The organism is Acinetobacter nosocomialis NIPH 2119, assembly GCF_000368085.1.
Lineage (GTDB): Bacteria > Pseudomonadota > Gammaproteobacteria > Pseudomonadales > Moraxellaceae > Acinetobacter > Acinetobacter nosocomialis.
In genome coordinates, this window is record NZ_KB849239.1 from 858549 (window position 1) to 883302 (window position 24754).

General features: G+C 35.1%; 24 protein-coding genes and 1 other RNA gene. 10 read left to right on the forward strand and 15 right to left on the reverse strand.

Annotated features, from left to right (window positions below; translation table 11 throughout):
* Positions 1–15 precede the first annotated feature (15 nt).
* Positions 16–900, reverse strand: coding sequence for a YbgF trimerization domain-containing protein (locus tag F984_RS08095; protein ID WP_004708412.1), 885 nt, complete (start codon positions 898–900; stop codon positions 16–18).
* 316 nt (positions 901–1216) lie between these two features.
* On the opposite strand from F984_RS08095, the gene ffs reads away from it, so the two are divergent.
* Positions 1217–1313: signal recognition particle sRNA small type (ffs, locus tag F984_RS22340), an RNA gene on the forward strand.
* 14 nt (positions 1314–1327) lie between these two features.
* On the opposite strand, the gene F984_RS08100 is transcribed toward ffs, so the two are convergent.
* From F984_RS08100 to F984_RS08115, 4 genes are all read right to left on the reverse strand, one after another.
* A complete protein-coding gene (locus F984_RS08100; protein WP_004708414.1) occupies positions 1328–1810 on the reverse strand; it encodes a regulatory protein RecX in 483 nt (160 codons plus the stop codon).
* A 54-nt stretch (positions 1811–1864) separates the two neighbouring features.
* A complete protein-coding gene (recA, locus tag F984_RS08105; RefSeq protein WP_002049645.1) occupies positions 1865–2917 on the reverse strand; it encodes a recombinase RecA in 1053 nt (350 codons plus the stop codon).
* Between the two features lie 145 nt (positions 2918–3062).
* Positions 3063–3503 carry an RNA-binding S4 domain-containing protein gene (locus F984_RS08110; RefSeq protein ID WP_004708417.1) on the reverse strand — a complete coding sequence of 147 codons (441 nt, stop codon included), beginning with the start codon at positions 3501–3503 and terminating at the stop codon, positions 3063–3065.
* On the reverse strand, positions 3487–4173 hold the full coding sequence (locus F984_RS08115; protein WP_004708418.1) for an HAD-IA family hydrolase: 687 nt from the start codon (positions 4171–4173) through the stop codon (positions 3487–3489). Before F984_RS08115 ends, F984_RS08110 begins: the two co-directional genes overlap by 17 nt.
* Positions 4174–4534: 361 nt before the next feature.
* Between F984_RS08115 and F984_RS08120 the strand changes: the two genes are divergently transcribed.
* Both F984_RS08120 and F984_RS08125 read left to right on the forward strand, forming a co-directional pair.
* A complete protein-coding gene (locus tag F984_RS08120; RefSeq protein ID WP_004708421.1) occupies positions 4535–4771 on the forward strand; it encodes a hypothetical protein in 237 nt (78 codons plus the stop codon).
* 114 nt (positions 4772–4885) lie between these two features.
* A complete protein-coding gene (locus F984_RS08125) occupies positions 4886–5179 on the forward strand; it encodes a hypothetical protein (protein ID WP_004708422.1) in 294 nt (97 codons plus the stop codon).
* Between the two features lie 52 nt (positions 5180–5231).
* On the opposite strand, the gene F984_RS08130 is transcribed toward F984_RS08125, so the two are convergent.
* Positions 5232–5768 carry a GNAT family N-acetyltransferase gene (locus tag F984_RS08130; RefSeq protein WP_004708424.1) on the reverse strand — a complete coding sequence of 179 codons (537 nt, stop codon included), beginning with the start codon at positions 5766–5768 and terminating at the stop codon, positions 5232–5234.
* A 43-nt stretch (positions 5769–5811) separates the two neighbouring features.
* The gene (gigD, locus tag F984_RS08135) at positions 5812–6261 is read right to left on the reverse strand and encodes an Lrp/AsnC family transcriptional regulator GigD (protein WP_004708427.1); all 450 of its coding nucleotides are present in this window, start codon (positions 6259–6261) and stop codon (positions 5812–5814) included.
* A 146-nt stretch (positions 6262–6407) separates the two neighbouring features.
* On the opposite strand from gigD, the gene kynU reads away from it, so the two are divergent.
* The 6 genes from kynU (at position 6408) to F984_RS08165 (ending at position 13000) form a co-directional block, all read left to right on the forward strand.
* A complete protein-coding gene (gene kynU / locus F984_RS08140; protein ID WP_002049669.1) occupies positions 6408–7658 on the forward strand; it encodes a kynureninase in 1251 nt (416 codons plus the stop codon).
* A 39-nt stretch (positions 7659–7697) separates the two neighbouring features.
* Positions 7698–9104: an amino acid permease gene (locus F984_RS08145; RefSeq protein ID WP_004708429.1), complete on the forward strand. Its 1407-nt coding sequence runs from the start codon at positions 7698–7700 to the stop codon at positions 9102–9104.
* A 7-nt stretch (positions 9105–9111) separates the two neighbouring features.
* Positions 9112–9843 (forward strand): alpha/beta hydrolase, encoded by a 732-nt coding sequence (locus tag F984_RS08150; RefSeq protein WP_004708431.1) that lies wholly within the window; start codon positions 9112–9114, stop codon positions 9841–9843.
* 22 nt (positions 9844–9865) lie between these two features.
* Positions 9866–10688, forward strand: a protein-coding gene (locus F984_RS22345) for an IS5-like element ISAba27 family transposase (RefSeq protein WP_076611894.1) whose coding sequence is annotated in 2 segments (ribosomal slippage) — positions 9866–10246 and positions 10248–10688 — 822 coding nt in all. Because the reading frame shifts where the segments join, the coding sequence is not laid out codon by codon here.
* A 787-nt stretch (positions 10689–11475) separates the two neighbouring features.
* On the forward strand, positions 11476–11589 hold the full coding sequence (locus F984_RS23140) for a hypothetical protein (protein ID WP_080593683.1): 114 nt from the start codon (positions 11476–11478) through the stop codon (positions 11587–11589).
* A 232-nt stretch (positions 11590–11821) separates the two neighbouring features.
* Positions 11822–13000, forward strand: a complete 1179-nt coding sequence (locus F984_RS08165) for a S8 family peptidase (RefSeq protein WP_004708434.1) — start codon at positions 11822–11824, stop codon at positions 12998–13000.
* 43 nt (positions 13001–13043) lie between these two features.
* Here F984_RS08165 and F984_RS08170 read toward each other — a convergent pair whose 3' ends face one another.
* Both F984_RS08170 and F984_RS08175 read right to left on the reverse strand, forming a co-directional pair.
* Positions 13044–14498, reverse strand: coding sequence for a SulP family inorganic anion transporter (locus F984_RS08170; protein ID WP_004708436.1), 1455 nt, complete (start codon positions 14496–14498; stop codon positions 13044–13046).
* A gap of 246 nt (positions 14499–14744) precedes the next feature.
* Entirely contained in the window at positions 14745–15374 is a 630-nt protein-coding gene (locus F984_RS08175) for an SOS response-associated peptidase (RefSeq protein ID WP_004708438.1), read from the reverse strand.
* Between the two features lie 367 nt (positions 15375–15741).
* Here F984_RS08175 and F984_RS08180 point away from each other — a divergent pair, with 367 nt between their 5' ends.
* Positions 15742–17184: a glucose/sorbosone family PQQ-dependent dehydrogenase gene (locus F984_RS08180; protein ID WP_004708440.1), complete on the forward strand. Its 1443-nt coding sequence runs from the start codon at positions 15742–15744 to the stop codon at positions 17182–17184.
* A gap of 54 nt (positions 17185–17238) precedes the next feature.
* Here the strand turns inward: F984_RS08180 and F984_RS08185 are convergent, their stop codons facing one another.
* The 6 genes from F984_RS08185 to pfkB all read right to left on the reverse strand — a co-directional run bounded on the left by F984_RS08185 (position 17239) and on the right by pfkB (position 24743).
* Entirely contained in the window at positions 17239–17682 is a 444-nt protein-coding gene (locus F984_RS08185) for a universal stress protein (protein ID WP_004708443.1), read from the reverse strand.
* A 145-nt stretch (positions 17683–17827) separates the two neighbouring features.
* Entirely contained in the window at positions 17828–19921 is a 2094-nt protein-coding gene (locus F984_RS08190; protein WP_004708446.1) for a GGDEF domain-containing protein, read from the reverse strand.
* A gap of 615 nt (positions 19922–20536) precedes the next feature.
* A complete protein-coding gene (locus tag F984_RS08195; protein ID WP_006580896.1) occupies positions 20537–20752 on the reverse strand; it encodes a hypothetical protein in 216 nt (71 codons plus the stop codon).
* Between the two features lie 189 nt (positions 20753–20941).
* Positions 20942–21406: a MarR family winged helix-turn-helix transcriptional regulator gene (locus F984_RS08200; RefSeq protein ID WP_004708449.1), complete on the reverse strand. Its 465-nt coding sequence runs from the start codon at positions 21404–21406 to the stop codon at positions 20942–20944.
* Between the two features lie 684 nt (positions 21407–22090).
* Complete coding sequence (locus F984_RS08205) at positions 22091–23809, reverse strand: fructose-specific PTS transporter subunit EIIC (RefSeq protein ID WP_004708451.1); 1719 nt, start codon at positions 23807–23809, stop codon at positions 22091–22093.
* Positions 23796–24743: a 1-phosphofructokinase gene (gene pfkB / locus F984_RS08210; protein ID WP_004708453.1), complete on the reverse strand. Its 948-nt coding sequence runs from the start codon at positions 24741–24743 to the stop codon at positions 23796–23798. The genes F984_RS08205 and pfkB overlap by 14 nt, the downstream gene beginning before the upstream one ends.
* Positions 24744–24754 lie beyond the last annotated feature (11 nt).

Here is a 24754-nt window from a genome sequence, read left to right on the forward strand (position 1 = left end):
TTTTTTATGCCTAAATTATTTTTTAAAGAATTTAGCTTCTTCAGATTTAGGATATTGAGTAAGTAACTTATTTTTGTATTGATTAGCTGATACAGTATTCTTATCGACATCTTTGGCAATACTATATAGTTGATAGAGTGCTCGAGGTGCCTTGCTAGAGTTTGGATATTGGCTAGCGACAATATTGTAGTTTTTCTTTGCTTCATTGTAGTTCACTGGGTCTGTAGCTAAATGAAACTCGGCTAACCAGAAATAAGCATTGCCTGTATAAATACTGTTAGGATGGTTTTTAATAAAGTTTTGCATCGGAGCAATTGCTTTTTTTGCTCCACCTTGTTTATAAGCATCTAAAGCTACTGTATAAGCGGCTTTTTCTAATTCAAGTGGATTAGATTGGTTTTGAGCAGTAGTCGCTGGTTGAGTGTTGGTTACTGGTGTATTAGATTGTTGTTCAGACGTTTGAGATGGGGCGGCAACTACTTTATTGCCATCTGCAGGCTGAGATTGAGATACTGATGGACTAGCAGGTGTGGCGCTATTAGTATTGGTATTTGTACCGTCTTCTTGTGTAGCACTATCAGGGTCAACTTTTTGATGTAATAATTCTAAACGTTGATCTAAATCGGTATATCTATTCGCAAGGTCTTTTTTTAATTGATCAATATCATTCGCTTGTTCTTCTAACTGACCTCTTAAAGTGCGGATATCATTTTCTAGTTGTTGATTTTTTTGCATAAGTTCCCAGTTTAAGTTTGTAGGAACTGAAATATTGCTTGAAGAAGTATTAGATGCACTGCCATCATTTTGACTTAAACCACGAGATTCAATAGGAATGTTCGCGTATAGAGAAGTGGTACTCATTAAGGCAATAAATAATAAAGAATGCTTCTTCATTTGCATGTGTATAAATCCATAATTTTATATAAAAGCCACCTTGACACAGGAATATAAAAAACAATTCTCTAAATATCTAAGGTTTTTCATTGATCAATGCAATTAAAGCAGTTAACAGTTTAAATGCAAGGATAGTTTACAATCTTCAAGCATATTTTATGCAAAATAAGAAAAGAGCATAAGTTCAGAAAACTACATTTTTGGGGTTTTAAGCTATTTTTGCTGATGAATTAATCAATCGAAACAAAAACTTGCTGAAAAAGCCAGAGAAGGGTTGCAACTCTTTTAAAAATCTCTATACTTTGTTTTGCAATGGTAGCCCCGCTGGTGGCTTCGCAATTGTACTCTGTGAACCCCGCCAGGACCGGAAGGTAGCAACGGTAGCAGATCTATGATGTGCCGAAGTTTTGCTAGTGGGGTTGCCACCATTCCTTTAATCCAATTTTCTTTGGATCGCTTTTAAAATCACATATAAATCAAATCCTCTATATTGTAGAAATCTAATCTGCTTTGCTTTAAGTTTTGGGTCTTTCTCTATCTCTTCTCCAAACTTCTTAACTTTAAGTTGATAAGCTTGTTCTACCCAATCAATTTCGTGAATTTCGTCGGCAATTAAATCATTTTCGATCTGTTTAGTTTTTAAAGCTTGTTGAATGCGTTTCGGTCCTTTACCTTTACGAATCTGACTTGCAAGCATTTGCTCAGCAACACGCTGATCACTTTGGTAATTTTGTTCAGATAACTCTTCAACGAGTTGGTTCACTTCTTCTATATTTTGTGCATAACGGGCTAATTTCTCAATGAGTTCTGCTTTAGAGTAGTCTCGTCGAGTAAGTAATGCAAAAGCATATGAGCGTAAACGCTGGCCAGTGAGTGGTGGACGCTGTTGAGATTGTTCATTGTTTCTTTTGAACATATATATTTCCTTGTAAAAAACGCCCCGAAGGGCGTTTTTATGACTTAGGTGTAATTAAGATTCTAATAAAAGATCTGGTTCTTCTTCATCATCTTCAATTTGCACTGCACCATTTGTACCTGTAGTCAACAATTGCTCACGGATATTGCGTTCAATCTCTTCAGCAATATGTTTATTTTCTTCAAAATAGCGGATCACATTATTCTTACCTTGGCCAATTTTATTGCCTTGATATGAATACCATGCACCAGCTTTCTGAACGATATCTTGCTGTACTGCCAAATCTACAAGTTCACCTAATTGGTTAGTACCTTTACCGTATAGAATTTGGAAAATAGCTTCTCTAAAAGGAGGAGCCATTTTATTCTTAACGACTTTAACTTTAGTTTCTGAACCAACAATTTCATCGCCTTCTTTTACCTGACCAATACGACGAATATCTAGACGAACTGAAGCATAGAACTTAAGAGCGTTACCACCAGTCGTGGTTTCTGGGCTACCAAACATAACACCAATCTTCATACGGATTTGGTTAATAAAGATAACCATACAGTTTGAACGTTTAGCGTTACCAGTAATTTTACGAAGTGCTTGGCTCATAAGACGTGCTTGTAGACCCATATGAGAATCACCCATTTCGCCTTCAATCTCTGCTTTAGGTGTAAGAGCAGCTACTGAGTCCACAACGATTAAATCAATTGCACCTGAGCGAACAAGCATATCAGCGATTTCAAGCGCTTGCTCACCATTATCAGGTTGTGAAACGAGTAGGTTGTCAATATCTACACCAAGCTTACGTGCATATTGAGGATCTAGGGCATGCTCTGCATCGATGAAGGCACATGTACCACCAGACTTTTGACATTGAGCAATTGCTTGTAATGTCATTGTGGTTTTACCAGAAGATTCAGGACCATAAATTTCAATAATACGGCCTTTTGGTAAACCACCAATCCCCAATGCGATGTCTAAAGTTAAAGAACCTGTAGATACGGCTTCAACTGCTTGAACAGTGTTGTCACCGAGACGCATAACCGTATTTTTACCAAATTGTTTCTCAATTTGGCTCAAAGCGGCTTGTAATGCTTTGCTTTTATTCTCATCCATCTCAAAAACCTCAATACTCTATGTTCATCACGTTTAACCCAAGTGGATGCATTGAATCTCAACTTGTTTCACAGGGCTAATAGTGACAGATTTTTTCTCTAGCTTCTATATATTGTATATGTGAGTGCGACACAACTCGACGTTTTTATTCATCATTATATGACCAGTGGTCTTCATAATGTTGATCGTTCTCCTGTTTAAACCGATTGATTTGTCGCCGATCTTTCTTGCTTGGTCTATGGTCAGGTCGAGCTAGATTATGCAATTTTCGTTGCGAAGCAATCAACTCCCGTCTTGCAATACTTACTTCGGTTTCTTCATAAAGCTGTTGTGCAATAGGAGCCGGTCCTCTGGTATTGGAAAGTGCTTTAACAACAACTGTCTTTTTATCAAAACCTTGTTGAACAACAAGTTCCATTCCAACACGAATTTCTTTAGAAACTTTTACACGTTCATTATTGTGATGCACTTTTCCCCCTTCAATTGCAGCTTTAGCAATAGAACGGGTTTTAAAAAAACGTGCTGCCCATAACCATTTGTCGACACGCATGGTTTCTACAGCATCGTTTTCACGCAATTTTGACATCATTATCCTTTCTATCAGTTTGATTCAAAATAGACAGTAGCTCTGTAAGCTGATCTAGTGCTTTATACTCTAAATCTTGTAGCTGTCTTTTACTCTTAAGAGTTGAGGGCTGTAAGATAGTAAACAAGTGTCTTATACCAAATTTTTCTGCAGTTTTTAAAACTTGAATAGTATCGTCTAAAAAAATAGTGTTTTGGGGTTCAAAATAATGCAAGCCTTGTAATTCTTGCCAAAACTTAAGGTCTTCCTTCGCATAACCAATTTGTTCACTAGATACAATCACATCAAAAAAATCTTGAATATGGATGTTATCAAGTTTTAACTGTAAGCTTGCACAGTCTGCGTTGGTCACTAACCAGCATTGATAGCCTTGTTCTTTCAGAGTATTAAGTAACTCCATACATCCTGATCGTATTTTAATTTTGTGTTGAAATTCTTTTTGAAGATTTAAAACATCTACTCCTGTCGTTTTTGTCCAATACTGTGAAGAATACCAGGAAAGAGTATGTTTATTGCTACGATAAAACTGGTTTAATATTTCATGGCTTTGTGTTAAAGAGATTTGATGCGTCTGAGAATGTCGTTCAGGTAAGCATTCGTTCCAGATAAAATCATCAAAAGCCAAATCTAATAAAGTTCCGTCCATATCGAAAAGCACTATTTTATGCATGTTTTGAGAGCTCCAATTGAAACAGACACGGAAGTAAAGTAATTTAAGATTATAATCATTAAAGACGATAAAAACGGACTGATTTATGGTTATTTCATCATTTTATAATTTAAATAGTCTGTACTAGATAAACAGAGAGATAACAAGAGAGTTCTTAGACTTAGACTACTCAATAAGATCGCTGAAACAAATTTTTTTGAAAAATATTTATATAAAAGGAATAGGGCTGAGGATTAATAAAAATTTATTAAAAATATAGAGTTGTATTTATTAGGGGGTGATTTTTTGATAAGTATTTTTGCTTTTCTATGAACTCTATGGAATTATCATTATTTAAATATTATTAAAAGTTGGAATAAAAGTGGGCTTATATACAATTAGATATGGCTATCGTAATAATAGTTTTTTTATAGCTTCAAATGTTGCTGGACAATTCATTGTGATTGATGCATTAGGAGCAGATTTCCAAATAGGTCATCAAATTTCTTATGAAGGTACCAAAATAATAAATGAAACTTTAAATGATGAGACAGAAGCAAGAGTTCATCTGGAGAGTAATGAAAAAGAGGCTTATGAATATTTACGTGCCATGAAATAATGAATTCGTTATTTTGATTTACATAGGATACGTATTGGCAAACATTTTATAAATTGAACAGTACTTGTTTAAAGTTATATTAAAAATTATCCGAATAACAATTTAGAGCAGGCAATGAAAATTGGATTTATTGGCGGAGCCAATGATGGCATAGTGATCAATGCTGCTAATGGTATTGATACTTATAAGCTTGAATGGCATTACAAGGCTGAGAAGCATTGTGAAGAACAGCCATCATTGGGGCTAAATGGCCCCGAATATGACTATTACAATTTATTAATTTTGAGAAAAAACAAAGAGGCAAAACTTTTCTATGTTTTAACTACAATGGATAAGGAAGCTATTGCAGATAAAATTAATGAATATTGGGAGCATTCCACTTCGGTAGGTTATGACTTCGATGAATAACCTTTATTTTATATTCATTGGAGCAGTTGAAATATATCCATATTTTATTCCTTTATAACTCAAAATTAGGATTATTTATTTCATAAAGAACATGTTCTTGAAGGGCGTGTCCATCTGGAAGCTTGGGATGATTGAAGTGTTTAACTTTACGCATTCCTAGTCTTTCCATTACAGCTTGAGAAGGCTTATTCACTGTTGCTGTAAAAGAAACCACTTTATCTTTATTAAGCACATTGAAGGCATAGTCCAATGCTGCTTTTGCTCCTTCTGTGGCATAACCTTTTTTCCAGTGTTTTGTAGCAAGCCTCCAGCCAATTTCAATGCATGGAGAAAAATCAAATTGTTCTGGTTGGTCATGTAGGCCAATAAAACCGATAAATTCATGGTTTTCTTTTAATTCTAAAGCCCAAAATCCCCAACCTTTTTCATCAATAAGGGCCGATGCTCTTTGAATTAAATTTATACTTTCAGTAGCAGATAAAAGCTTTGGAAAAAAACGCATAACATCTTTATCTAATCCCATTTCGATAAAGGGGGCAGCATCAGTTTCCTTCCATTGTCTTAAGATTAAACGTTCGGTTTCGATCATAGTAAAAGCTCTTTAAATATAATTTTTAATTTAACCATATAGTCTACAGTGGCTTTTGTATAATTTTCTGTAAGATAATCTTAGAATTAATGCTTACCACTCCTTTAATTTTGTTGAGTGTATTAATAACAAAATGAGAAAAAGAATTTAGATCTTTAGTGGCGACATGCAGAACATAATTAGATTCGCCTGTAATGATATAAGCATTAATCACTTCATCAAAATTCTTGATCTGGCTTAAAAAAAACTGGTGATCATTTTCAGTGAGTTGAGCAAGTTTAATTTCAACTATGGCCTCAATTTTTATACCTAATTTTTCATAATTAACTTTCGCTTGATATTTTTCAATAATTCCGTTGGTTTCTAAAATCTTGACACGTCTGTGACAAGCAGAGGCTGAAAGATTAACGAGATCAGCAAGTTCTTGATTGCTTAAGCGGGCATTATCTTGTAAATACTTCAAAATTTTTAAATCAATTGCATCTACATTCATTTTCGAATTCCATCCATGTTTTTTAATTTTAATTAGAATTCTATACGAAATTATCTGTTTTTGATCAAATATTATCGAATAAATCGAAAGAATCACCATGATAAAATTCAAATACAAAGGAAATGTTGAAATAGGTGCAATACCAAATGATTACTCGTGAACAGTGTTTGTATTGGGATCAGGAAGACGAACTCAAAAAATTTAAAGATGAATTTGCATTGCCAGAAGGTGTCATTTATTTAGATGGTAACTCTTTAGGCGCTAGACCAAAGAAATCTTTGTCTGTCGCTCAGCATATTATTTCCCAAGAATGGGGAGAAGATCTGATCAATAGTTGGAATAAGGCTGATTGGTGGGGGCTACCTACTAGACTGGGCGATAAGGTAGCCACATTGATTGGTGCAGAACAGGGTGAAGTTGTTATTTCAGATTCAACTACATTGAACTTATTTAAAGTTTTATCAGCAGCGGTAAAAATTCAGGCTGAAAAATTTCCAGAACATAAAATAATTGTGGCGGAAAAGGATGCTTTCCCAACAGATATTTATATTATTGAAGGTTTTATTGATTTAATTCAAAAGGGCTATCAAGTTGAATTGATTGATGGAGTAGAAGACTTAGCTCGAGTTCTAGAAAAAGATGTTGCTGTAGTAGTTCTTTCTCATGTGAATTATCGTACTGGGTATTTCTACGATATGGCATCTATTAATAAACAGATTCACTCTCAAGATGCTCTGGTTATTTGGGATTTATGTCACTCAGTTGGTGCTGTGCCTATGCATCTTAATCAAGCTGATAGTGATTTCGCGATTGGTTGTACGTATAAATATTTAAATGGTGGACCTGGTTCTCCAGCATTGTTATGGGTCAATGAAAAACACCGTGATCAGTTTTGGCAACCATTATCCGGTTGGTGGAGTCATAAAAAGCCGTTTGATATGGCCCAGCATTATGAACCAGCGAATAGTATTCGTCGCTATCTATGTGGGACTCAGCCAATTATTTCTATGAGTCTGATTGAGTGCGGAGTAGATATTTTCCTGCATGCTGATATGCAAAAAATCCGTGAAAAATCGCTGAAATTAACTGATTTATTCATTCAGCTGGTACAGCAAGAATGTTCTGAATTTGGATTTGAGTTAATTACTCCTTTAGATCATAAATATCGTGGTAGTCATGTCAGTTATCGCCATGAGTTTGGTTATGAAATCATTCAGGCGCTTATCGCACGTGGCGTGATTGGTGATTATCGTGAACCTGCTGTCTTGAGATTCGGTATTACACCTTTGTATCTGGGCTTTGAAGATATCTGGAATGCAGTACAACATTTAAAAGAAACCATGCTGAATAGTGAGTGGAAAAACAAGCGTTATTTAGTTCGCGGTGAAGTGACCTGATTTAAGGAATCAAAATAAAACAAATGGCTAGGAGGGCCTATGAGTAGTTTTGATGAAATACAAAATAGAGAAGCTGGACTGCATAAAAAGTTATCTGCAAAACAGATGGGGATGATTGCGATTGGTGGAGCGATTGGAACCGGTTTATTTATGGGAAGCAAATTTGCAATTAGTTTTGCAGGTCCCGCCGTGATAGTTAGCTATGCCATTGGTGGTTTAATTGCATTTGCACTTATGGCTTGTTTGGCTGAAATGACAGTGCAGCATCCTACTTCGGGCTCATTTGGTGCATATGCAGAACATTATATGTCTCCACTCGCTGGCTTCTTAGTCCGCTATTGTTACTGGGCTTGTATTGTGTTGGCTGTAGGTACCGAAATTACCGCCGTTGCTGATTATATGAAGCTCTGGTTTCCGAATGTAGGCTCTTGGGTCTGGATTGGATTTTTTTCACTCACCTTACTTGTTGTAAATGCCTATAGTGTAAAAGCCTTCGGGTTAGTCGAGTACTGGTTTTCCACAATTAAAGTTTTTGCCATTATCGTATTTATTCTTTTATCTATTGGTATATTGACGCAGAGTAATCAGGGAATGAATCAAGTAGTTACTAATTTGAGAGGTCATGGGGGCTTTTTTCCAAATGGCTTTAGTGGAGTATGGATCGGAGTCATTATTTCTATATTTAGTTACTTAAGTATAGAAATGATTGCTGTCGCAGCTGGTGAAGCTAAAGACCCTGAAAAAGCAGTAAAAAAGGCATTTAAAAGCACAGCGCTACGACTCATTTTATTTTACTTATTATCCTTATTTCTAATCGTTACTTTGGTGCCGTGGACTGTTCTGATTGGAGCAGATGCAACTAGTCCTTTTGTTATGGTCATGAAGATTGTTGGTATCCCATATGCAGATAGTATTTTAAATTTTATTGTAATTGTAGCTGCCTTATCTGCGATGAATAGCATGCTTTATATTTCAACCCGTATGTTGTTTAGTTTGTCACGTGCAGGTGATGCTCCAAAAGTTTTTGGCCGAATCAGTAGTAATGGTGTGCCGGTAAATGCGCTGTTGCTATCTGCGGTAGGGATTGGTATTGCTAGTATTGTTTATACGATTAATCCGGTTTCTGCGTTTCCAATTATGATTGCGCTATCGATGTTTGGTGCATTGTTCACTTGGGGCAGTATCTTTGTGACACATATGTTTTTTAGAAAACACATGACACAGCAAAACATCGAGCTAAAATTTAAAATTCCCGCTAGTCGATTTATCTCGTTGTTTGGGTTTATTGCGATTTTAAGTATTACAGTAACTACCTGGTTTACCAATGAGTTTAAATCCACTTTACAGTTTGGCGTGCCTTTAGTTCTTGTTCTGATATTTTGCTTCTACTTAAAACGTTCAACTGTAAAGCTAAATCTCAATTCTGGTGAAGAAACGTTGAAGTGATCGCTATATGAGAAAATACGATAATGCTACAACGGTAGCAAATGAGGGGGAAATACTAGCAAGCTTTCAGTATAGAAGCTTGCTGAGTTATCAGACCTATCACCATATAAAAGATATAAAGTACGGTTCACAGAACCGATCAACGATGGATTTTTTTCCTTGTGAACACACCAATAAAACCGTGATTTTTATTCATGGAGGCTATTGGCAGTGGTGTGATAAATCGGATTTTGCTTTTATAGTGCCGTATATATTGGCAAAAGGAGCCCAGTGTGTACTTTTAGAATATGACTTGGCTCCTCAAAGTCATATTTCAGAAATGATTATGCAAATTCAGAAAGCTCTAGATTTTATTGCTAAACAAAATTGGAAAACGAATGAAGTTCAATTAGTGGGGCATTCAGCAGGTGCACATCTTGCAGCTGTATGTTTAAACCATCCTTTATTATCAGAATTGGCTTTATTAAGTGGTATTTATGATTTATCTCCTATAAAGGAGACTCATTTAAATCATGCATTAAACTTATCAGAAGAGGATATTTTGAAATATAGCCCTATTTATCAGAAAGAGAGGACTGATATACCTTGTAGGATTTTGTGTGGAGATTTGGAGCTAAGTGAAGTGCAGTGGCAAAGCCAAAATTATTTTGAGCACAGATGTAGTACTGGTCATGAGTTAGTTTCTTTCGAGACTATTTCTGGAGTTAATCATTATTCAATAGACCTCTTGCGAAAGTAAAAACCACCTCAATCTAAATTTCATGAGATATCAGAAATTAAATCGTTTTTCAGATTCTGAATTCCAGCGCTTGGTTGGTGTACCTCGACCAGTTTTTAGTGAAATGATCGAAGTTTTAAAAGAAGTAGAATCACTTAAAAAGAAATCTGGGCGTCCTCATACTTTAGCTATAGAGGATCAATTATTATTAACACTCAATTACTTACGGAATTACAGCACTCAATTGGAGTTGGCTGCAAATTACCATATCGCTGAAAGTAATGTGAATCGAACCATTAAAAAGGTTGAAGATGCATTGATGAAATCAAGACGGTTTACTCTGCCAAAACGAAGCATTACCACAGCAGACGAACAGTTTAACTGGGTCATTATTGATGCGACAGAATGTTCAATAGAACGTCCGAAAAAAAAATCAGAGTAAGTTCTACAGTGGTAAAAAGAAGAAACATACGCTAAAAGCACAAGTGATCTATCATCCGAACAGCAAACAAATCATAGGGCTAGATATATCGAATGGCAGTCAGCATGACATTAAATTGGCAAGAAGAACGGTTAAAAAATTCAAACATTGTAAATATGTTATGACCGATTTAGGGTACTACGGATTAGAGCAAGATGGCTTTAAATTATTGATGCCAATAAAGAAAAAGAAGAATTTACCCTTATTTGATGTTGAGAAAAAGTACAATAAAATGATTGGAAAAATACGAGTTGTGATCGAACATATTAATAGTCAATTGAAAACATTTAGAATATTAAGTGAACGCTATCGAAATAGACGGAAAAGATTCGGTTTACGCATTAACTTAATCGCTGCACTGGTAAATCGGATGAACTTGCAATAACGACTTTCGCAAGAGGTCTAATTTTAGACCACTATTTTAAATATATATTTAAATAGATATGGATGTAGGCGCTGAACTTTATAAGAATAGTTTAATTATATTTTACTATTTAAATCAATAGTTTGTTTTTGCTAAGAGATGCTGAATCAAATAATATGTTTTATTAAATTTGAAATAAATATATTCATTTTTGGTTATGTGTAAGTAAAAACGTAGAATAGATCACATTTAAGTGGCTTTTTATCACTATGTTTGATTTCAAGTTGACCTAAATTAATAACTCAATTAGATTAAAAGGATAGTGTTTTCTCTCTAATCGACAAACTGTTTAGCTGTTGCTTAGATGAGTTTTATAGTCCGTAGCTTCCCAAGATACGGACTTTTTTATTTTGCATCATCCTTTGCTAAAAAATATTTAGCCTACTAAAGCAGCAGTTAGTAGGAAGGATCAGGTCGAATTAAATGAAAATTTTAAAGAAGCATTGTAAATATATCTTTAAAGGTGTATATTTACTTATGCATATACTGCGTCTGTAAAGTTGTTTATTTTAATACCCTCATATTTTAGATATGAGGGTATTTTTTATTAAAAGATTTTTTCATAAAATTAATTTATTTAAATAAAATTATTAGAGCTAGATAGTTTAAATGGTAATTGGAGTAAATAAAATATCTATACATTTATTATACGTATGACTTATAGTTAAAAAAATTGTAAATTACTTGGAGTTGCATGAATTGATAAATTTTGAAATAATTTTACTAATTTATTAATTATCATATTGTTATGGATATTTTGAAGTTTTTGAAAAGTTTTAATACTGTTGGAACTTACTTATCACTAGCAACTATAGTATTGCTCATTATGATTATATTTTTTTATTTTATTTCTCCAAAATAATAAAATACATCTCACTATAAAAAAATAAAATATATAAATTTAAATTAGATTTCTATCACAATTTTTATTGAAAAAGTTGAAGCATATTGTGTGGAATAAAAAATTATGAAAATATGATTTAGGTTTAAAAACAGATAAAAATCTTTAAGATTTCCATCTTGGATTTAATCCTGAAATAAAAAATTTATTATTTATCATAAAAATACCTGAAATATAATATATGGAGATACACATGAAGATTCGAAAGGTTTCTGCTGTTTTTCTTTCAATGGCTGCGACTCATTTAGCTTATGCGGCACCTAATCTTTTAAATTCTGCAATAGTTTCTTCTCAAGCAAAAGGAATTATTAAAAATCAATATATTGTCATTTTGAATAAGGATATTGGGCCTGCGAAAGATTTTGCACAGAATATTGCAAAACAGCATGGTGGCAGAATTTTACAAAGCTACGACAGTGCTCTTAAAGGTTTTGCAATTTATTTACCTGATACCGCAGGAACAGCGTTCATTGAAGCGATGAAAAAGAACCCTCAAGTTCTTTCTGTAGAAAATGATACTGTAGTGAATATTGATGCAACGACACAAACTAATCCTGATTGGGGACTAGATCGTATTGATCAGAAAGCTTTACCATTAAATTCAACATATTCTTATTCGCAAACTGGTACCGGGACAACAGCTTATATTGTTGATACTGGTATATTATCTACTCATCAAGAATTTTCAGGTCGCGTATTAAGTGGATATACAGCAATATCTGATGGTAATGGTACGACTGATTGTAATGGGCACGGCACACATGTTGCTGGAACGGTAGGCGGTACCACTTATGGTGTTGCCAAGAATGTAAAACTTGTTCCTGTTCGGATTTTAGGATGTGATGGTTCCGGTGCTTCGAGTAATGTTATTGCTGGTTTAGATTGGATTTTGAAAAATGGAAGTAAACCAGCTGTTGTAAACATGTCCTTAGGTGGGGCGGCAAGCTCTTCTTTAGATAGTGCAGTAGAAAACTTATATAATAATGGCTATGTAATGGTTGTAGCTGCTGGTAACTCAAATACAGATGCATGTACTTCTTCTCCTGCGAGAACAAGTAACGCAATTACAGTTGCTGCAACTGACAATACTGATACTCGAGCAAGCTATTCTAACTACGGAAGCTGTGTTGATATTTTTGCGCCCGGAAGTCAAATTAACTCTTCTTGGATTGGGAGTAATACGGCCACTAAAGTATTAAATGGCACTTCCATGGCAACTCCACATGTTGCTGGAGTAGTTGCTGAACTTCTTCAAAGTACACCTACAGCTACACCTCAAACGATAACATCCAATCTGCTAAATCAAGCGACTAGTGATGTGGTGAAAAATCCATCTGGTAGCCCAAACCGTTTATTATATAAATCTCCTTAAAAATATAATTCTCTATGATTGAAAAGGTCCCGCAGGACCTTTTTTAAATTTTTGCATGTGTACCATACTTGTCAATCATGACTGAACTGGCTTCGTTTAAACCACGTACAGTAACTTGTATACCATTCTTTTGAAACTTTTCCACTGCTGAATCAAGCATTGCAACCGAAGTGATATCCCAAATATGTGAATGAGTCAGATCAATAATGACTTCTTTTACTTCTTCTTTAAAGTTAAAGCTTTGCATGAATTTATCTGAAGAACTAAAAAAGATTTGTCCTCTTAAATCATATAAACGATAGTTGCCTTCTAATGAGGTTATCACGTGTACATCATTTTCAAGTTTATTCGCTAAGAAAAGCGCGGAAAGTAGTACACCCGTCAATACGCCTAGTGCTAGGTTATGAGTAGCTACAACTACTACAACGGTTGCAATCATGACGATATTGCTACTTTTAGGATGAGTTTTAAATTGCGTAAGTGAATTCCACTCAAAAGTACTGATTGATACCATAATCATGACAGCAACAAGTGCAGCCATAGGAATAACTTTCAACCAATCACTTAAAAATACGACTAAAATCAGCAAGAATATTCCTGCACATAAAGTAGATAAGCGTGTACGGCCACCTGATTTAACATTAATCATTGATTGTCCAATCATTGCACATCCCGCCATCCCACCCATAAAACCCGAGGCAATATTGGCAATACCTTGACCTTTACATTCCTTAAATTTATTACTCGGGCTATCCGTCATTTCATCAACAATTGTGGCTGTCATCATCGACTCAAGTAAGCCAACTGCAGCTAACGCTAATGAATAAGGAAGAATGATAAGAAGGGTATCTAGATTAAGAGGAATATTTGGAATTAAAAAAATAGGTAGAGTATTTGGTAGTGCTCCCATATCGCCAACTGTTCGCACATCAATGCCTAAAAAGAGGGTAAGTAATGTGACTATAACAATACATATAAGGGGAGATGGAAAAAATTTTCCAAGCTTTGGTACATAGGGAAATAGATAAATAATTGCTAAACCAATAGCGACTAATAGATAGACGTACCAACTTACATTGATTAACTCTGGTAGTTGAGCCATAAAAATGAGTATGGCGAGAGCATTTACAAAACCAATTACAACCGATTTAGAGACAAAGCGCATGAGTTTAGCAAGCTTAAGATATCCCACTATAATTTGTATAACACCCGTCAAAATAGTAGCTGCGAATAAATACTGAAGACCATGTTCTTTCACTAGGGTCGTCATGACTAAGGCCATAGCACCTGTTGCTGCCGAAATCATGGCAGGGCGGCCACCTACAAAAGAAATAATAACCGCAATACAAAAAGATGCATATAAACCAATTTGGGGATCTACACCTGCAATAATTGAAAAGGCAATCGCCTCTGGAATTAAAGCCAGACCAACAACAAGCCCAGAAAGAATATCTGCACGGACATTAGAGAACCATTGTTCTCGAAGATTCGTTAACATGGAAATAGCCTAGAATTTTAAATTTTAGAAAGGCTAGTGATGTGATATACCAACACACAAGCGACTACACCACATCACTAGACAGTGATGAGTTATTTACAAAGGAGACGGGTAAATAAACTTAAGGTGGCGTAAGTGTCATGGATAATGAAAATTTGAAGTTTTAAAGAGGTGCGAAGGATAACATAAGTTATTAGGCGGAGCCATTTAAGCTTGCTACTTTCACTTATCAGGCATCTAACTATTTTATGATTTGTTCATCTCAGCTTTGGGCAAAGACGTAAATTCATTTAAGGGCATATCTAGGAAAAAGTCAGAGGCTTCATCATGCTTGCAATTTAACCAATCATTTCTAAGATCTTCAGGTATTACAATAATTGAACGTTTTTCATCATCTGGTTTATGGAACTGTTTCATAAAAGAATGTCGATCTGCATTGATTGTTAATAATGACATTGTTCTAACTTTCTGCTCATCAATTATGGTTTCTTCATAGATTGCTGCAAGTGTAAATGGCTTTCCATCTTGACGGAATATGCCATACCAATGAGCTTTACCATTGATATATTTAGGTTCATAAATAGCATCAACAGGTATAAGTGCGAATTGATCGTGTGACCACGCATGCTTAAAGGAACGTTTTTGTTCAACCGTTTCAGTCCTCGCATTATAAGTTGCGTATTTAAAAGTTATTTCTTTTGCATATGGAGGTAGCATACCAAATTTAACTTTTCTCCATTCCCATTCATTTTGTTGAGATAAGATCATTGGACAGTCATCGCTTGGATAGACATCCGAGTTGTAGTCAAAGGTAGGTTCAAATAAGCCTAATTGATGAGCATGAGCTTTCTTAAGGGGTCTAAAATTTGCACACATAACTAAACCTGATTTCTGCTTTAATGCTTTAGTCCTAGCTTGGAACTTTTGGCTTTGTGTTATGTATATTTTTATAGTTTGAATTGTTTGTTTCAGTATTAATTTTTACTTTTCAATTACTTTAACAAAGATTTTCTGCTGATTAGTCGTTTTAAAAAATAAATGAATTATTGGTAGGGGGAAACCATAGGGCGACTTCTAAGATATTCATTCGTTTTGAATAGCTACTTTTATACAACAGAGCCTTTCAGAAATTTGGATTTTAATAAATATGCTATTCATCATAATACAAAAGATATAGAGAACGCATACAAATCAAACGTTTTTAGTGTGGGTTAACTCTTTAAAAAATTTATAAGGTGGAATTATGAATAAACATTTATTAGCGAAGATCACTCTTTTAGGTGCTGCACAACTATTTACCTTTAATACGGCATTTGCGGATATTCCTCTTACCCCAGCACAATTTGCTAAAGCAAAAACACAAAATTTTGATAAAAAAGTTATTCTGTCTAACTTGAATAAACCTCATGCTTTGTTATGGGGACCAGACAATCAGATTTGGTTAACCGAGCGTGCGACTGGTAAAATTTTGAGAGTAAATCCTGAGTCTGGTAGCGCAAAAACCGTTTTTCAGGTTCCTGAAATTGTAAATGATGCTGATGGTCAAAATGGTTTATTAGGTTTTGCTTTTCATCCTGACTTTAAACATAACCCTTATATCTATATTTCGGGCACTTTTAAAAATCCAAAATCTACAGATAAAGAACTACCTAACCAAACGATTATCCGTAGATATACCTATAACAAAACAACAGATACATTTGAAAAACCTGTCGATTTGATTGCTGGTTTGCCATCATCGAAAGACCATCAGTCTGGTCGTCTCGTCATTGGTCCAGACCAAAAAATCTATTATACAATTGGTGACCAAGGCCGTAATCAGTTAGCTTATTTGTTCTTACCAAATCAGGCACAGCACACTCCAACCCAGCAAGAGCTCAATAGTAAAGACTATCATACATATATGGGTAAAGTATTACGCTTAAATCTGGACGGAAGTATTCCCAAAGATAACCCAAGCTTTAACGGAGTAGTGAGTCATATCTACACTTTAGGGCACCGTAACCCACAAGGTTTAGCGTTTGCTCCAAACGGAAAGCTTTTACAATCTGAGCAAGGACCAAATTCTGATGATGAAATTAATCTCATTTTAAAAGGTGGGAACTATGGTTGGCCAAATGTAGCGGGTTATAAAGATGATAGTGGTTATGCTTATGCTAACTATTCGGCTGCAACCAATAAATCACAAGTTAAGGATTTTGGACAAAACGGAATAAAAGTAGCTGAAGGGGTTCCGGTGACTAAAGAATCCGAATGGATTGGTAAAAACTTTGTAGCCCCTTTGAAAACGTTGTATACCGTTCAAGATACCTATAACTACAATGATCCAACTTGTGGTGATATGACTTATGTTTGTTGGCCAACAGTTGCGCCGTCATCGGCATATGTATATACGGGAGGCAAAAAAACGATTCCAGGATGGGAAAATACATTATTGGTACCATCTTTAAAACGTGGGGTAATTTTCCGTATTAAGCTAGACCCGACGTATAGTGTGACTTTAGATGATGCTGTCCCGATGTTTAAAAGCAATAACCGTTATCGTGATGTGATTGCAAGTCCGGAGGGTAATGTTCTATATGTACTGACAGATACGGCTGGTAATGTGCAAAAAGATGATGGTTCGGTAACAAATAATTTAGAGAATCCAGGTTCTCTCATTAAATTTACGTATAATGGAAAGTAATCTACGCAAAAAACCCAGCGCTATCGCTGGGTTTTTACACAACTTTAGATGTATTTATTCAGTTACGACCAACACTGGTACATGGATTTCTCCTAAGAGTGCTTGCGTTACACTTCCTAAGAAAAACTTTTTAAAACCTTTTCGCCCATGAGAACCGATTACTAATAAATCGGCTTTTAGCTCAGTTGCTGCTTTAATAATTTCTGTGTGAATTGTTTGACCCTCAACAATCTTTGTTTCAACAGAAATTCCGTGTTGATTAAATTGTTCTTTAGCTTGATCTAAGATGCCCTGAATCGAAGCTCTCGCTTTATTAAAGTAATCTTGCGCAATTTCTGTACTATCGATGATTTCAACTGAAATAAAAGGATCAATAGTAAGCGCATATACTAAAGTGACTTTACTGTTAAACGCTTTAGCAAGGCTTGCAGCATGGTTAACCGCAATAAGTGAAGTAGGAGAACCATCGACTGGAACTAAAATATGGTGATAACTCATATATTGCTCCTTATTGTCTTATGACAATATTTATTGTTGAAGAACCTAAGTTTGTTATCGTTATGGTTATATTATCGCCAATTTTATGATTTCTATTGTGTGTTTTTAGTGTGCAAAGTGAGCGACTACTTTTTAAAGGTAGAGATTAACTCATTGAATAATGGCTTTCTAAGTAAGCCTGACCTTGTTTGAGAATAGATACAACCTGATTGGCATCGATAGCTTGTTCGAATAAAAAGCCTTGTCCAATGTTATAGCCAAATTGAAGAAGTAATTCTTCTTGTTCTGGTGTTTCAATGCCTTCTGCAATTAGACCAAGTGAGAGATTTGGAGCAAGTAAGCCAATGGCTTGAACAATTGCATAAATTGATGGGTCATTTTGCATCTTTTGTATAAAGCTACAGTCGACTTTTAGACAGTCAATTGGGTAATCTCTTATATGTGTTAGAGAAGAGAATCCTGTTCCGAAATCATCTAAAGCAATGCGTACACCATGTTGTTTTAGTTTATTGAGTGCGCGAATAACATATTCCGAACCACGGTCCCCAAGCATATGCTCAGTAACTTCTACTTCAATTAAATGTGTAGGAATTTCAAGATGATTAATTTTTTTTAATAGCCGTTCTGCATAATTATCTCTTAAAAACTCAACTGGTGCAGCATTTAGAGATACTGGAAGGGGCTGAAAACCTAATTTTATCCATTTAGCCATATCATGCAAAACTTGATGCTGCATGATTTCACCAATTTTACTTGCTAAATCGTAATCTTTGAAAGCTTCAGCAATCTGAGAAGGTAAACCTGTCTGAGCCGACGTCGTGTGCCAACGGAGTAATGCTTCAAAGCCCACGACAGTATGTGTTTTTAAATCAACTTTAGGTTGATAATAAGGTTGGATGGTATGGTGACGAATAAGCTGCCGGGCAATGTTAAGTTGAGACGCGATTGCCTCGGTTAATTGCATCATACTCGGGTTATACATACGTATACCGCCACGACCTCGAGCTTTTAAGTCATGCAGTGCCATGTCTGCACAGCTTAATAAACTTGATTGATCAACAGCATCTTGAGGATAAATGGCACAGCCAATGCTCATCCCGCCGTTGAGTACATTCCCGGCATACGTAATAGGTTGATTAAGTTGCTGAAGCAATACTTCAGCAAGCTCGCGCACATCATTTTCATTTTTTAGATGGCTGACAATAACTGCAAACTCATCGCCACCTAATCTAGCGACAGAACATCGTTCATGGTCTACACATTGATTAAAACGTTTGGATAGAATTTTTAATAAGTGATCACCAGCACTATGGCCTATGGTGTCATTAATGTGTTTGAAATGATCTAAATCAATTAAAAGTAGTCCTACACTTGTTTGCGTTTCCCTTGAGTAGGCTAGAGTACGTTTTAGTTGAAGCTTAAATGAGCGTCTATTAAATAATCCAGTAAGTTCATCTCTTTCACTAATATCTCTTAATCGGTTTTCAGTAAGATATTGTTGAGTGACATTCCGGGAAACACACAATATTTGAATAATTTCGCCATTTGTATGCTGGATTGGGGTAAGCATGTTATCCCAATATTCAGGATCTTGATGAGGTAAACAACTCATGCCAGCGAATCGAGCTACTTTACCTTCTAAGGCTTTTTTTAAAGCAACTCTTCCACGCTTACGAATATGAGATGGTAAAAGGTCTAACCATCGCATGCCAAATTTTTTTTCATTTACAGGTACACCTAGAGCAAGGCATCCTGATTTATTCATATGAGACACTGTACCATCAGTATTTAAAACTTTAATACAATCCACACTAATATCGAGCATTTGGTTCTGTATATCGATATCTTTGCGTAAGCTTTGTTGTTCTTGAATATCTTGGTCAATATCTAGGAAACTAACAAACCATTCATTTTCCTGAGAAGATTCATGGTATTTCGACAATTGAATAGAAAGTTTACACCATCGATAGTGGTGACTCTTATGCAAAAGACGGCATTTAAACTCAACTCTTGATTGGAGCCGTATAGCATCTAACCATTTATTTTTAACTTCTTCTAAATCGGCAGGGTACACGAAATCTAACCATTGCTGAAACAATGGAGGAGAAGTATCGCGCCAGTACTTTGTACACTCCGTATTGCAGTATAAAATTAAGCCCTTTTCATCACTGACCCAAGTCGGTAGAGGAAACTGCTCAACAATAAAGTGCTTTTGGGTAGTGTTCGACATTGAAGTCATAACATGCCTAAAACTGCTGAAGAGTTAAACTATTTATAAACTGTATTGTAATAGTTGTGTCGTCCCCACAAAAGCTATAAAAACTGAATATTTGATGTTTTTTTAGACTTGAATAAATGTTTTTCTAAACTCGAACTGTTATTACTCATGTATGCATATGTTATTTATTAACTTTTAATTTTACGAAAATTATAAAAAATAGAGTTTTAACTTTAAAAAATTATGCTTATTTTTGTAAAAAACTTGTTAAAACAGGTGTTTATATAGCTGTAATAGAAGGCTTAACTGAGAAATTTATATCAAATAAAATATTTAAATAAGAAAAAAATGAATTACTTTGAATATTTTCTTTTAAAAAATTTATATAAAGAATCAGTTTAAGTTATTAAGCATTAATACAATAAGCACTATTAACTTTACAAAAGTAATATAAAATAAGGTCTTATGATATCGTAGAATTCTTTTTGTCAAAAAGGATATATAATTCCTTTTTGTGCATTTTATAGCCTACATTTTCCCCAAGATGTAGGTTTTTTTTATGCCAAAATTTTATTATCTCACTTGTTATTAACTTGTTAAATTATAAATAAAAAAAAGCCATAATGGCTTTTTTATTTATACGGCTTCTGGTTTTTTCAACTGTTGTTGAATATAGAGATTCATATAGTATTGCTCTATATAATCATCAGCATAATTATTAGCTAATGTTTTTGTAGCTACTTGTTCATGCTTAGCATAGCAGTTAGTTTCCAAGTCCTTTTCAAGTACCCACCATTGGCGATTAATACGACGTACCTGAAACTTATCACTTTTATATTTTCTTTTAGCCATTTTTCCTATCATTACAATGTAGAGAATAAAAAAGAGTTTCTACTGGAGTTGAAAGAACAAGTCAACAAGCAGAATGTTTAATTGATTACTTTATGAAATCCATGTTCTTTATTATAATTATCACGTATAAAAAAAGCCCTCATGAGAGAGCTTTAAATCTAATAAATTTTGCAAATTATGAAAAAATAACTAACGCGATAGATTTTTTAAAAGCATTTTTAAGCTTTCCATCATTTTTTCTAACTGTAGAGGGGTAATACCTTCAAATGATTGTTCAAGTACCACACTCGTAAGATCATTAATTTTACTGATCATTTCAATACCACGTTCAGTAAGATATACACGTGTAATTCGACCATCTGTTTGGCAAGAATATGTTTCAACTAAACCTTCATCTTTTAAGCGATAAACAATTTTAGTTGTCGTGGACATCTTTGAAATAATCATGTCAGATAGCTCAGATACGCTAGCATGAGGTTTGCTACTGAGTGCAAGCATAATACGTCTACGAGAATTATCGAGGCCATATTTTTTAAGGGCATTATCAATATTTTGAACATATTGAGCATGGACCTGAGTAATCCAATAATATGGAAAATCTTCAAGAGTGAAAGATTCTGTTGTAGGTAAAAAACGCGCATACTTCTTTGTCATTGACTTTTCCCCATACCTTGGTGGATCGCATTTTTATGAAACTAATCTTAATAGTTGAAAAATATAGTTTCACTAAGCAAGTTATATCAGGACTTTAAGTCTTGAGCAAAATTTATATTGTTTGAATTAACAAGGACAAACGATAAATTTTCCTATTCTGATAAAACTTTTTTCTTACCGTTTATTTGAACTTGGCTACTCGCTTGTTCGTAAAATGAACGATATCTGTTTGCATGAGAATCCTAGAAAAAAAAAATTGTTTTGAACGTGACATTTCTATAAAAATTTTTTGTCTATAAAGTCATAACGATAAAAAATCAATCCATTTAATAAAGAAATATTTAATTTAATCAATGGCTTGATTTGGTTTAAAATGATAAAAATTTACCATACATTTAACATGATTGATGAATAATCTATAAATTTTATTAAATATTTGTTTTTATGTTATTGATTTTTAAAAATTTACCTTAAATAGAATGATTCTTTTAAATTATAACTTAAATATGTAAATAGAGTTCTCGAAGCTCAAAACTTAAAAGATGAGACTAACCAAAAACCAACTCTTGCAGTGGTATTAGCCCAAGATCTTCCTGAACAAGTTATGGCGCGTGCGGTTCAAATTAATCAATAAAATTATTTAATAAAAAAAAGGGAGAATCAGTATTCTCCCTTTTTTTAAGATTATGTATTTGTTATTAGCTTTTCTTCTTGATTCTTTTTAAGGATGGCATAGCTTACACCTGTTACGATGCTTCCTGCTGCAATTGCTGCTAGGTATAGCCACGCATGATTGATTGCATTTGGAATCAGCAGTACAAATACGCCGCCGTGTGGAGTAACAAGTTCGCAGTGAAATAAGGCAACTAATGCACCAGTTACTGCACCACCTAGAATACAGGTTGGAATAACACGCATTGGATCTTTTGCCGCGAATGGAATTGCACCTTCTGAAATAAAACATAAACCAAGCACGAAAGCAGCTTTACCAGCATCTTTCTCACCTGTACTAAATTTATTTCTAGCAAGGAAGGTCGCAATTGCCATGCCTATAGCAGGTACCATTCCACCTGCCATCGTTGCAGCCATTGGCATATAGGTATTGGTTGTAAGTAAACCAACTGTAAAAGCATAAGCTGCTTTGTTGATTGGTCCCCCTAAATCAATACACATCATACTTGCCAGAATAATTCCCATTAATACGGCATTTGTCGTGCCCATGTTGTTGAGGAAATCTTTCATTAACTCAAAAATATGCGCTACAGGTTGACCAACCACATAGAACATAATGAGTCCAACAAATAACGTTCCTAATAATGGAATAATTAAAATAGGTTTAAGAGACTCTAAGCTAGTTGGAAGCTTAACTTTTTTAGCAATAAATAACGCGATATAACCTGCAAGGAAACCAGAAACAATACCGCCTAAAAAGCCCGCTTGTAGTTGTACTGCTAATAAACCCCCGATTAAACCGGGCGCCAGTCCAGGGCGGTCTGCAATGGAATATGCGATATAACCCGATAGCATGGGTACCATCAGTGTAAATGCTGCTGCACCAATCTGTTTTAATATGGCTGGTAGGCTGCCAGCTTGTTCAGCTGCATTCAGGCCAAAACATAAAGAAAGAGCAATTAATAAACCACCTGCAACAACCATAGGCAGCATATAAGAAACACCAGTTAATAAGTGTTTATACACACCAACTTTTTCAGTTTTATCTTTATTTTCCGTTGTTGCTTGCTGTTTACCTTGTTCTAAAACTTGTGCATTCGCAATTGCTTCGGCAAAGGCCTTATCAGTTTGTTTTAAGGCAAAGCCAGTACTGCATCGATAAACACGTTTACCTACAAAACGGTCTGTGTTGACTTCAATGTCAGTGGCAAGAATAACAATATCGGCGTCTGCAATCGATTCAGCAGATAAAATATTCTTTGCACCCACAGAACCCTGAGTTTCTACATCAATTTGGTATCCAAGTCTCTCTGCGCCTTGCTGTAAAGCTTCAGCTGCCATAAATGTATGGGCAACACCAGTTGGGCAAGCAGTAATCGCAACAAAATGAGTTGCTGTATTTGAAGCTTGCTTAGGTTTTTGATCCCACTCATTGGCTGGTTTTGAGTGTTCAAGTGCCGTTAAAAGCGCTTTGTCTGCATCATCTTTAATATCTTCAATAGAAACTAAAGTTAAAGCGTTTTGCCCAAAAATATTTAGATTTTTAGGTTGTTGTCCAATAATAATGACATGATCAAAATGATCGCTTGATTCAAACTCATCGAGTGAAATGACACTGTGTTTATAGCCGTGTTGAGTTGCGACTAAAGCAAGTTTACGAGCCAAGATTAAAGCATTGACTTGCTGTTGCGGACTATTAGTGACAAATAATAAATGTTTAGCAGTTTGCATCAGATTCACTCAATGAATTGATAATAGTTTGTGCTTTTAGTTGGTCTAGAATCTTAGGAGTAGGGATTCGAAAACCAATTTGTGTTACAGCATGGCTTGCAATGGCAGTCGCAGTTTTTAAGGTTTCTTCAGGAGGCAGTTGGTTAACAAGTCCATGGATCATGCCGGCTAAGAGTGAATCACCAGCGCCTACTGTACTTTTTACAATAACTTTTGGTGCTTGAGCATGTAAGGGGTGAGTGGCGTGTAACCAATTTACGCCATCTTCACCCATTGAGATAACCACATGCTCAATATTGGTTAAGCTATCAAAAAGTTCTCTTTGTTCAGCGTAGCTTGTTGCAGGGCGTTGATAACTTTCAACCAACTCATCTGTATTCGGTTTGATCATCCAAGGTTGACATTCAATTGCAGCAACCAGCGCTTTACCACTGGTATCTAGTGCGACTTTCTTATTATTTTTTTTGATCAGTTGAATAAGATGTTGTAACTCATCAATACTAAAACCTTGCGGGAGACTACCAGCTATTGCAACGACCTCGACTTGTGGTAAGAGAGCTTCAATCTTATTAAATAGGCTTTGTTTGTCTGTTTCAGAAACAAAGAAACCTTTGCCGTTTAAATCGGTCATCCGCCCAGAATGCTCAGCAATTTTTATATTTTGACGTGTTTCGCCATCAATATAAATAAACTCGGGTTGAAATTGAGCTTGTGCAAAATGTGTATCGAAAATTTGTCGATTATGCTCACCTAAAAAACCACTTACGATTACATCGTGACCTAAGTCTTTCAATACTTGAGCCACATTAAGGCCTTTACCAGCCGCATGAATTTCTACCGACTCTTGTCGGTTCACTTCTCCTACTAGTAACTCATTCAGTTGGATGGTTACATCAATTGCAGGGTTTAAAGTAACTGTTAAAATTTTAGCCATTACTATTCCCA

Bases quoted from the DNA above. Each gene is read 5' to 3' on its own strand.
- gigD (WP_004708427.1), bottom strand. From the start codon at position 6,261: ATGAATGTAGATGCAATTGATTTAAAAATTTTGAAGTATTTACAAGAT.
- F984_RS08100 (WP_004708414.1), bottom strand. From the start codon at position 1,810: ATGTTCAAAAGAAACAATGAACAATCTCAACAGCGTCCACCACTCACT.
- F984_RS08145 (WP_004708429.1), top strand. From the start codon at position 7,698: ATGAGTAGTTTTGATGAAATACAAAATAGAGAAGCTGGACTGCATAAA.
- F984_RS08165 (WP_004708434.1), top strand. From the start codon at position 11,822: ATGAAGATTCGAAAGGTTTCTGCTGTTTTTCTTTCAATGGCTGCGACT.
- F984_RS08190 (WP_004708446.1), bottom strand. From the start codon at position 19,921: ATGACTTCAATGTCGAACACTACCCAAAAGCACTTTATTGTTGAGCAG.
- F984_RS08115 (WP_004708418.1), bottom strand. From the start codon at position 4,173: ATGCATAAAATAGTGCTTTTCGATATGGACGGAACTTTATTAGATTTG.
- recA (WP_002049645.1), bottom strand. From the start codon at position 2,917: ATGGATGAGAATAAAAGCAAAGCATTACAAGCCGCTTTGAGCCAAATT.
- F984_RS08130 (WP_004708424.1), bottom strand. From the start codon at position 5,768: ATGATCGAAACCGAACGTTTAATCTTAAGACAATGGAAGGAAACTGAT.
- F984_RS08195 (WP_006580896.1), bottom strand. From the start codon at position 20,752: ATGGCTAAAAGAAAATATAAAAGTGATAAGTTTCAGGTACGTCGTATT.
- F984_RS23140 (WP_080593683.1), top strand. From the start codon at position 11,476: ATGGATATTTTGAAGTTTTTGAAAAGTTTTAATACTGTTGGAACTTAC.
- F984_RS08170 (WP_004708436.1), bottom strand. From the start codon at position 14,498: ATGTTAACGAATCTTCGAGAACAATGGTTCTCTAATGTCCGTGCAGAT.
- F984_RS08125 (WP_004708422.1), top strand. From the start codon at position 4,886: ATGAAAATTGGATTTATTGGCGGAGCCAATGATGGCATAGTGATCAAT.
- F984_RS08200 (WP_004708449.1), bottom strand. From the start codon at position 21,406: ATGACAAAGAAGTATGCGCGTTTTTTACCTACAACAGAATCTTTCACT.
- kynU (WP_002049669.1), top strand. From the start codon at position 6,408: ATGATTACTCGTGAACAGTGTTTGTATTGGGATCAGGAAGACGAACTC.
- F984_RS08180 (WP_004708440.1), top strand. From the start codon at position 15,742: ATGAATAAACATTTATTAGCGAAGATCACTCTTTTAGGTGCTGCACAA.
- pfkB (WP_004708453.1), bottom strand. From the start codon at position 24,743: ATGGCTAAAATTTTAACAGTTACTTTAAACCCTGCAATTGATGTAACC.
- F984_RS08175 (WP_004708438.1), bottom strand. From the start codon at position 15,374: ATGTGTGCAAATTTTAGACCCCTTAAGAAAGCTCATGCTCATCAATTA.
- F984_RS08150 (WP_004708431.1), top strand. From the start codon at position 9,112: ATGAGAAAATACGATAATGCTACAACGGTAGCAAATGAGGGGGAAATA.
- F984_RS08095 (WP_004708412.1), bottom strand. From the start codon at position 900: ATGCAAATGAAGAAGCATTCTTTATTATTTATTGCCTTAATGAGTACC.
- F984_RS08205 (WP_004708451.1), bottom strand. From the start codon at position 23,809: ATGCAAACTGCTAAACATTTATTATTTGTCACTAATAGTCCGCAACAG.
- F984_RS08185 (WP_004708443.1), bottom strand. From the start codon at position 17,682: ATGAGTTATCACCATATTTTAGTTCCAGTCGATGGTTCTCCTACTTCA.
- F984_RS08110 (WP_004708417.1), bottom strand. From the start codon at position 3,503: ATGTCAAAATTGCGTGAAAACGATGCTGTAGAAACCATGCGTGTCGAC.